Below are 7,641 nucleotides of genomic sequence, written 5' to 3' on the forward strand. Positions count from 1 at the left end.
TAGCCTACAAACTTGATCGCCATTACTTAGAGAAATTTATTAAACATTGATGTTCTCCAGCATTATCATCCTCTATCACCCAGAACAATCACGGCTGCTAGATAATATAGCGTTGTTGAATGACGCAGGGTGGTCAGTCATTGTAATTGACAATTCCCCTGAGTCTCACGCCAACTGGTTGCCGGATTATGTAAGCTACACACATTGCCCGGAAAATGCCGGCATCGCGGAAGCGCAGAATATCGGTTTGCGCGAGGTACAGCAAAGACAACACGAATATGCGTTGTTACTTGACCAGGACAGTCTACTAAGTCTTTCTCTTCTCAGAGGCCTTCAGGCCAGTATTATCAAAGCCAGAAAAATGCATCCAAAGGTCGCAGCAATCGGCCCTTGTATTGTCAGTGAGTTTGATCACAAGCCGGTAACAGCTTCGATTCAAAAGCCTAAAGCAGTGGGGGAGGGGTATCTTTCCGCTACGCAAATTATCGCTTCGGGGATGGTACTTTCTGTTCATTGTTTAAATGAAGTTGGCCTCAAGGAAACCGAGTTATTTATAGATGGCGTTGACCACGAGTGGTGCTGGCGGGCGAGGCAATGTGGTTATGAGATATTTGTCGATAGTAATCTGCACATGATTCACAAGCAAGGTGACGCGAGGAAGCGTGTACTCGGTGTTGATTTTAAGGTTGGTCAACCTATTCGGCTTTATTATCAGTTCCGAAATGTGCTTTTGTTGTTACCCAGACCCTATGTGCCAGCTTACTGGAAAATCCGCAACATAATCGCGTTGCCATGCCGTTGGATTGTTAATCGCTTTTTACTGGATGCGAGGCCACAACGAGGGGCGTTTATGTGGAAAGGAATAAAAGATGGAGTCAAACGTGTATCAGGGCCGATAGGCAAGTGTTGAATACAGGTATACGAAACTTTCAGTTGAGCCTGTTTCGTCATGATGCTTTAATGAAACCAGTATAAATTAGTGGAATATCGCGCAGTCAATGTACTGAAATGCGATTGTAAAATATAAAGGAAATGAACAAGTGAAGGTAACAGTATTTGGAATTGGGTATGTTGGTTTAGTGCAAGCTGCGGTTTTGGCCGAAGTTGGTCACGATGTGGTTTGTGTTGATGTGGATCAGAATAAAGTTGATAACCTGAAAAAAGGCATCATCCCTATCTATGAGCCTGGCCTTACCCCACTAGTAACCAGCAATTACGATAGTGGTCGTGTCGATTTTACTACCGACGCGCAGCGTGGTGTTGAACACGGCGAGCTGATTTTCATAGCCGTAGGTACGCCACCGGATGAAGACGGCTCGGCTGACTTAAAATATGTACTTGCAGTGGCAACCACTATCGCCACCCATATGCAAAATCATAAAATCATTATTAACAAGTCAACCGTGCCGGTTGGTACCGCGGACAAAGTAAAAGGCAAAGTGACCGAAACGCTTGCGGAATTAGGCAAATCAACCACCTTCGACGTAGTGTCTAACCCTGAATTCTTGAAAGAAGGGGCTGCAGTCAATGACTGTATGCGACCTGATCGTATTGTACTTGGTACGGATAGTGAAAAAGCAGAGAAAAAACTGCGTGAATTATACGCGCCGTTTAACCGTAACCACGACAAAGTGATTACTATGGATATCCGTTCTGCTGAGCTAACGAAGTATGCAGCGAACTGTATGCTGGCGACCAAAATCAGCTTTATGAACGAAATGGCAAACCTGGCTGAACATTTTGGTGCAGATATCGAAAACGTGCGCCGGGGTATCGGTTCTGACCCACGTATCGGCTATCAATTCATTTATCCGGGCTGTGGTTACGGTGGTTCTTGTTTCCCCAAAGATGTGCAAGCGCTCATTCGTAGTGCAAATCAGGTCGGTTATGAAGCAAAAATTCTGGAGTCAGTCGAAGCCGTAAACTACTCTCAAAAAGAAAAGTTATTCGAATATATTATGAGTCACTTTGATGGCGATGTGGCAGGTAAAACTGTCGCGCTGTGGGGACTATCATTCAAACCGAATACCGATGACATGCGCGAAGCATCAAGCCGTGTGTTAATGGAGCTCTTATGGGAAAAAGGAGCAACGGTGCAAGCCTTTGACCCTGAAGCCATGGAAGAAACTCAGCGTATTTACGGCAGCCGTGCCGACCTGAAACTTACCGGAACGAAAGAAGCGGCGCTTGATGGCGCGGATTTCCTGGTTGTTTGTACTGAGTGGCAATCGTTTCGCGCTCCTGATTTTGATTTAATAAAAGAAAAACTATCGCTACCGCTGATATTCGACGGTCGTAATTTATATGATCCGAAAACCATGTCGGAATACGGATTGCATTACTATGCGATAGGTCGAGGACTTTCAATAAAAGGACAAAAACTATGAGTCAGGTAAAAAAAGCCGTCATACCTGTAGCCGGTCTGGGCACGCGTATGTTGCCCGCCACCAAGGCCATCCCAAAAGAAATGTTGCCTGTGGTAGATAAGCCTTTGATCCAGTACGTAGTCAACGAGTGCGTTCAGGCGGGTTTAAAAGAAATTATTCTGGTTACACATGCCAGTAAAAACAGTATCGAAAACCACTTTGATACGTCGTTCGAACTTGAAACAACCCTTGAGCAGCGTGTTAAACGTCAGTTACTTGAAGAGGTACAGTCTATTTGTCCGAAGGACGTGACCATTATGCACGTTCGTCAGGGCGCGGCGAAGGGCTTGGGTCACGCAATTATGTGTGCACACCCAATGGTCGGTGATGATCCTTTTGCAGTTGTATTGCCAGACGTCATCATTGATGAGTACACCAGCAACCCTAAAAAAGACAACCTAGCCGAAATGGTTTCCCGATTTAACACCAGTCGCGTGAGCCAGGTTATGGTTGAGCAAGTTCCTCAGGAAAGCATTTCAAAATTCGGTATCGTTGATTTGGAAGGCGCTTCAATTAAGCCGGGCGAATCTGCAAAGATTTATGACATGGTTGAGAAGCCACCGCTTGAGGAAGCGCCATCAGATTTGGCTGTTGTTGGTCGTTATGTTCTTTCTCAGGAAATCTGGTCACTACTTGAGTTCACCCCACCAGGTGCAGGCGGTGAAATTCAATTGACTGACGCCATCTCTTCATTAATGAAAGTCGAGCAGGTCGATGCTTACTATATGAAGGGCAAGAGCCATGACTGTGGCAGTAAGCTGGGCTATATGAAAGCCAATGTTGAATACGCATTGCGTCACCCTTCTCTAGGTGCAGAGTTCAAAGAGTACCTTGCATCATTAAACGGTTAACACTACCCATTAACGAAAAAAGCCTCCGATACGGAGGCTTTTTACTTTTAGTTCTTAGTAAAGACCGATTAGGCTTTCAGATGCTTCACTAAGCCTTGAACGACTTTCACGCTACCTGCAACAATCTCGCCTTTATAAAGCGGATCGTTACCGCCAGAAAAGTCCGTGACCAAACCGCCAGATTCACGAACCAGCAATTCACCCGCAGCAATATCCCAGGGCTTGATGCCTCGCTCCCAATAACCGTCGTGACGACCCGCGGCTACATACGCCAGGTCCAGTGCAGCACTGCCTGCACGACGAATATCACCGCAATCGTGGAAAATCTTGTTTAAACGCACAGCATAATCTGCGTACTGACTTTTGTTTTTGAAGGGTAAACCGGTCGCTAGCACGGTTTCAGACATGTCTCTTGGTTTGGTCGCACGAATACGGTAGCCGTTTAATTGTGCACCCTGGCCGCGAGACGCAGTGAATAGCTCCCCGCGAATAGGGTCGAATACGACTGCCTGGTCCAGACGGCCTTTGTGAAGTAAGGCTATAGACACTGCAAAGTGCGGGATGCCTTTAATGAAATTGGTCGTTCCATCCAGTGGGTCAATGATCCACTGAAACTCCGGCGCTTCTCCAACCACTTCACCGCTTTCTTCACCCAGGAAGCTATGAGCAGGATAAGACTGTTGAATCTTATGAATGATTGCCATTTCGGCTTCTTTGTCTATTTGCGTAACATAGTCGTTACTGCCTTTGACTTCTTTTACCAGCTCAGCCCGGTTTTCAAAACCACGCACAATAATAGAGCCAGCCACGCGCGCTGCGCGCACCGCAATGTTCAGCATCGGATGCATTAGGAACCACCAATTGTAAAAGATCGAATAGAAAACGGCGCGCAGTGTACCAGTTACTTCTAATAATGCAATGTGATTCGCAATATCAGATTGATTAAAAGTTCATCAATCGTTACAGGCGTAGATTTCAATACGGCTTGTAAACGAAGTCAGCCTACCGCTGCGAATTCGACACTGCTGTGCTACACTCTCGGCCAATTAAAGGCTAACAACGATTTACACATGCTTGAACAGATAAGAATCATCCTGGTTAACACGTCTCATACGGGCAACATTGGCTCGGCGGCAAGGGCAATGAAGACCATGGGGTTGAGTCAGTTGTATTTGGTAGACCCGGTAGATGAACCTGACGGCCAGGCCAGTGCGCTAGCCGCTGGTGCAGGTGATGTGCTGGCTAATGCGAAAATTGTAAATACGCTGAGTGAAGCTGTTGCAGACTGCGGACTTGTTGTTGGTACATCGGCCCGTTCCAGAACATTGAGCTGGCCAATGCTAGAGCCGCGTGAGTGTGGAGAAAAACTCGTTGCTGAAGTTGGTCAGTACCCGGTTGCCCTCGTTTTCGGTCGGGAAAATAACGGTCTGACCAACGAAGAATTGCAGCAGTGCCACTTCCATGTGTGCATTCCCGCTAACCCGGATTACAGCTCACTGAATCTGGCAGCTGCCGTGCAAACCCTGTGTTATGAAATTCGCATGGCCTATCTCAACAAAACGCGTATTCCTCAGGAAGAATCTAAGTATCCGCTGAGTGAAGACCTTGAACGCTTCTATGTGCATCTTGAATCGACGCTAAGCAATGTGAAGTTTATTAATGAAAATCACCCGGGCATTGTGATGACCCGCTTACGTAGGTTGTTTAATCGCGCCAGACCAGAAGCGCAGGAGTTGAACATTCTTCGTGGTATTCTCGCGGCTATCGATAAATCCAGCGGGGAAAAGTGATGTTCGCGCGCATCAAGGAGGACATTGCCGGTGTCTTTGATCGGGATCCCGCAGCCAGAAATACCTTTGAAGTCCTGACTAACTACCCGGGCTTACACGCAGTCTGGTTTCATCGCGTGAGCCACAAACTCTGGAAGATGGAATTAAAATGGCTGGCAAGAACCTTATCGACGTTTAGTCGCTGGCTGACGGGCATAGAAATCCACCCGGGCGCAACTATCGGCAAGCGGTTTTTTATTGACCATGGTATGGGCGTTGTCATCGGTGAAACGGCGGAAATTGGTGATGACGTGACCCTGTATCACGGCGTGACGCTCGGCGGAACAAGCTGGAAAGCCGGTAAGCGTCACCCAACCTTATGCAACAATGTCGTTGTAGGGGCGGGGGCAAAAGTACTTGGTCCAATCGAAATAGGCGAAGGTGCTAAAATAGGTTCGAATTCCGTGGTGGTAAAAGATACGCCAGCTGGCGCCACGGTTGTCGGTATTCCGGGACGGATTGTGCAATCTGCACCAGTTAACCGCGAAGGCAGCGAGAATAAGCGCAATGAAATCGCCGCAAAATACGGCTTCGATGCGTATGCTGTTGCCAGCGACAATCCGGATCCTGTTGCCAGTGCAATGGGGGTGATGGTCGAGCATATTCATGCCATGGATGAACGCATCGTTGAGTTGTGTCAGGTTATACAAACCCTGGGCGGCAACATTAACACCGATAAACTGGAAGGGATGTCTGAGGAAGACTTCGCTAGCACGGGTCTCTCGCCTGTTGCACCCAAAACACAACAACAAAAGCATGAAGCCTTCGACCCGCATATTTAAAAAGCCGTCATAAGCTACGTTATAATACCTGACTAAATTACTAGGTTTTATACTTGACCATTTTAGTCGGGTATGGAACAATTTTCCCATGTTAGACTATCGCTGCCCGCTATGAAACTTACATCCAAAGGCCGCTATGCGGTGACCGCCATGCTGGACGTGGCACTCCACTCTCAACAAGGCCCGGTGTCGCTTGCAGATATTTCTGCCAGGCAGGAAATATCGCTGTCGTATCTGGAGCAATTGTTTTCCAGACTAAGAAAAGAAACCTTGGTCAAAAGTGTGCGAGGTCCCGGTGGGGGTTACAAACTCGGACGTGATGCGTTCAATATTGCCATTGGTGAAGTGATCCGAGCCGTTGATGAATCCGTTGACGCTACCAGATGCCAGGGGCAGGGCGACTGTCAGGCTGGCGAACGCTGTTTAACACACAGTTTGTGGCAGGATCTCAGTGACCGTATCGGGCATTTTCTGGACAGTATCAGTCTGGGCGAATTAATGGCAAAAGGGGATGTTCAGGCTGTAGCCGGTCGACAGGATAAGCAGCGCTCGGCACTCGACAAAGAAATTCAAGTGAGCATTCGACTGTAAATGAGCCAGGTTAAAACCCCCATTTATTTAGATTATGCGTCTACCACACCGGTTGACCCTGCAGTGGCCAGTGAAATGGCGAAATGCCTGACTCTGGACGGCACGTTTGGTAACCCTGCTTCTCGTTCTCACCGGTTTGGGTGGCAGGCTGAAGAAGCCGTAGATGTGGCGCGTAATCAAATTGCCGAATTGGTTAACTGCGATCCGCGGGAGATTGTGTTTACGTCCGGCGCAACCGAATCAGATAATTTGGCGCTTAAAGGTGCGGCGCAGCAGTATCGCAGCAAGGGCAATCACATTATTACCGTGAGCACTGAGCACAAGGCTATTTTAGACACCTGTGATTATTTGGCGGAGCAGGGCTTCGACGTAACCTATTTGACGCCCGATGCACAAGGGCTCGTTTCAGTAGAACAAATCACTAAGGCGTTGCGAGAGGACACCATTCTGGTGTCGGTGATGCACGTCAATAATGAAATTGGTGTCGTGCAGGATATTGAAGGTATCGGTAACCTGTGTCGTCAGCACAGCATCGTATTCCATGTGGATGCGGCGCAAAGCCTGGGCAAAATACCGATTGATTTACAAGCGTTGCCCGTTGACCTTATGTCGTTTTCTGCTCACAAGTGTTACGGGCCAAAAGGCATTGGCGCTTTATTTGTCCGTCGTCGTCCACGTACTTTACTTGCTGAGCAAATGCACGGTGGTGGCCACGAGAGAGGGATGCGCTCCGGCACGTTACCGACCCATCAAATTGTTGGTTTTGGTGCGGCCTGCGACCTGGCGGGTCAAATGCTTGAGGAAGAAGGCGCCCGTTTACGTCAGTTCACAGAAGCGTTCTGGGAACGAATTAGTCAGTTAGATGAGGTTACCCTTAACGGCCATTTAACTCAGCGTGTGCCAGGTATCATAAATATCAGTTTTGGTGGTGTAGACGGTGAAAGCCTGGTGATGGGATTAGCCGATCTCGCTATCTCAACCGGATCGGCCTGCACTTCCGCCAGTTTGGAACCCTCTTATGTATTAACTGCATTGGGGCGAAGCGCGGAACTAGCGCATGCTGGGATCCGTTTTTCTGCAGGGCGTTTTACCACCGAAGCTGAGATGGATTTTACTGCTTCAACGGTCATCGATGTGGTTACACGTTTAAGGCAAGCACGGC

Annotated in this window: 8 protein-coding genes; 7 read left to right on the forward strand and 1 reads right to left on the reverse strand. The window is 48.0% G+C overall.

The annotated features are described in order from the left end of the window. The first annotated feature begins 49 nt into the window (after positions 1-49). From AC4MRN_RS18030 to galU, 3 genes are all read left to right on the forward strand, one after another. On the forward strand, positions 50-910 hold the full coding sequence (locus tag AC4MRN_RS18030; protein WP_491204062.1) for a glycosyltransferase: 861 nt from the start codon (positions 50-52) through the stop codon (positions 908-910). 130 nt (positions 911-1,040) lie between these two features. Further along, positions 1,041-2,387: a UDP-glucose dehydrogenase family protein gene (locus tag AC4MRN_RS18035; protein WP_488799049.1), complete on the forward strand. Its 1,347-nt coding sequence runs from the start codon at positions 1,041-1,043 to the stop codon at positions 2,385-2,387. After that, the gene (gene galU, locus AC4MRN_RS18040) at positions 2,384-3,277 is read left to right on the forward strand and encodes a UTP--glucose-1-phosphate uridylyltransferase GalU (protein WP_073323132.1); all 894 of its coding nucleotides are present in this window, start codon (positions 2,384-2,386) and stop codon (positions 3,275-3,277) included. Before AC4MRN_RS18035 ends, galU begins: the two co-directional genes overlap by 4 nt. A 68-nt stretch (positions 3,278-3,345) precedes the next feature. Here the strand turns inward: galU and suhB are convergent, their stop codons facing one another. Further along, positions 3,346-4,125: an inositol-1-monophosphatase gene (gene suhB / locus AC4MRN_RS18045; RefSeq protein ID WP_073323130.1), complete on the reverse strand. Its 780-nt coding sequence runs from the start codon at positions 4,123-4,125 to the stop codon at positions 3,346-3,348. Positions 4,126-4,347: 222 nt separating this feature from the next. Between suhB and trmJ the strand changes: the two genes are divergently transcribed. From trmJ to AC4MRN_RS18065, 4 genes are all read left to right on the forward strand, one after another. Next, entirely contained in the window at positions 4,348-5,067 is a 720-nt protein-coding gene (gene trmJ, locus AC4MRN_RS18050) for a tRNA (cytosine(32)/uridine(32)-2'-O)-methyltransferase TrmJ (RefSeq protein WP_491204063.1), read from the forward strand. Beyond that, positions 5,067-5,888 carry a serine O-acetyltransferase gene (gene cysE / locus AC4MRN_RS18055; protein ID WP_491204064.1) on the forward strand — a complete coding sequence of 274 codons (822 nt, stop codon included), beginning with the start codon at positions 5,067-5,069 and terminating at the stop codon, positions 5,886-5,888. Before trmJ ends, cysE begins: the two co-directional genes overlap by 1 nt. A gap of 111 nt (positions 5,889-5,999) precedes the next feature. Further along, positions 6,000-6,479: a Fe-S cluster assembly transcriptional regulator IscR gene (gene iscR / locus AC4MRN_RS18060; RefSeq protein WP_255053558.1), complete on the forward strand. Its 480-nt coding sequence runs from the start codon at positions 6,000-6,002 to the stop codon at positions 6,477-6,479. Continuing rightward, the coding region (locus AC4MRN_RS18065) for an IscS subfamily cysteine desulfurase (protein ID WP_491204065.1) at positions 6,480-7,641 on the forward strand (1,162 nt) is incomplete at its 3' end.

It is taken from the genome of Marisediminitalea sp., from assembly GCF_984433645.1.